This window comes from Streptomyces sp. NPDC051636, from assembly GCF_044453765.1.
Lineage (GTDB): Bacteria > Actinomycetota > Actinomycetes > Streptomycetales > Streptomycetaceae > Streptomyces.
The window spans coordinates 1-1,532 of sequence record NZ_JBITDA010000088.1; the positions used below are offsets into that span (position 1 = coordinate 1).

General features: G+C 65.3%; 2 protein-coding genes. Both read right to left on the minus strand.

The genetic code is table 11. The annotated features are described in order from the left end of the window. Positions 1-227: 227 nt before the first annotated feature. Positions 228-518 (minus strand): replication initiation protein, RepL2, encoded by a 291-nt coding sequence (locus ACIBBH_RS42485; protein ID WP_399414357.1) that lies wholly within the window; start codon positions 516-518, stop codon positions 228-230. 14 nt (positions 519-532) lie between these two features. After that, entirely contained in the window at positions 533-985 is a 453-nt protein-coding gene (locus ACIBBH_RS42490) for a MarR family transcriptional regulator (protein WP_399414360.1), read from the minus strand. Between the last annotated feature and the right edge of the window lie 547 nt (positions 986-1,532).

Here is a 1,532-nt window from a genome sequence, read left to right on the forward strand (position 1 = left end):
TCGCGGACCAGGCGCGTGATGTAGTCACCCAGGTCGAGGCCGAGGTCCCGGGCGCGGGACTGGGCGAGCTGTTTGACCTCGGGGTCGACGCGTACGCCGAGCTGGGGTTTCGACATGACCGCCATGGTAACAGCTGTTACCAATACTCGGGGAGTGCATCGAGGGCGTCCCGACGGGCGTGGCTGATTGACCTGAGGTTCATCAACCACGCCCGGGGGCGGCGTGTGTCAGGTGGCCCGGCGGAGGGGTACGACGACCTCCTCGCCGGTGGCCTTCGCGCTCAGGCGGTAGTAGCGGATGTGGCCCAGGCGCTCGGACTCCTCCAGCCAGCCGGCCTCGACGACCTGGCGGCGGGTGCGGGAGAACACCGTGGGTGACATGCCGAGGGTGTCGGCGAGCTCGGCGGCGGTCTTGCTCACGGTGCCGGCACGGTCGGTGGGGTGGGCCGCGTAGAGCATCAGGATCAGACGCTGGTTCGCGGGCAGACCGGCCGTGTGCTCCAGCAGGCGGAGGGTCATGTCCTTGGTGTTGTTCACTTGGCCTCCCACCGTGCAGGGGTTGACTCGTCGAAACCGGGGATGTCGGGCGGGTTGCAGGTCTTGATGGCTTCCCGTTGCTCGATTCCCGTTCCGTGGAACGCAAGGTACGGGCTGATCCGGTAGAAGTTGTAGTTTCCGATGCGGCCGCGCACGATCAGGATGCGGTGCTTGGCCAGTTTCCGGTTGATCTTCCCTACCGCATCCGCGGACATGCCGACCCGCTTGGCGATGTCCGCGCCGGTGGCCTTGAGCGGCTCCATGCCTTCGGGGGAGACGCCGATCCACCACAGAACGAGGAACTTCTGGCTTGGTGTGAAGGCCCTGCTCTCGGTGATCGCCTCCACCCGCACCTTGTCGACCTGGGTGTGCCTGCCGGAGAAAGCGTACGGCGCATAGGGGAGGATCTCGCCTGTGTCAGCGTCCAGCAGTCTGCGCGCTGTTCCCAAGAGGGCCTCCGGGCTCGGTGCTGGAGAGTTCATGACGGACGGCTGTCAGGCCGACCAGATGAACTTAACGTACATGAGCAGGAAGTTGATAACCCCTGCCTCTCCAGCCGTGTCGCTGGACTCCTTGACGGTTCTTCAGGGGCGCCGAAGTCGTGTCCGGAGGGGGCGGAACAGGGGGTTTCTCAGGCTTTCTTGATGAACGTGAAGTCAATCTGCTCGGTTCCCAGGATCGTTGGCCCACGATCCTAGGAACCGCCTGCCAGTTCCTAGGATCTGGGTGGCAAGCAGCGTTTGTGCAGGTCAACGGGGGTTTGGACGCGGCGCTCTCTTACTTCATCCAAAGGCCGTAGTCGGCTGGTGTCCCGGTGGGCCGCTCGGTTGCTCGTACTGTTCCCCGCGTGGACCTCAGCCCACGAAAGTCAGCCCCGATGGAGGGAAGGCCGAACGAGGTGGCGCGCGTGTGTCTTCAGCAACCCGGGACGGGCGCAGCCACGCCTATTCGGTGTTCGGGGGCCGTGAGGCGGACGTGCGGCCGCGCTGTGGCAGG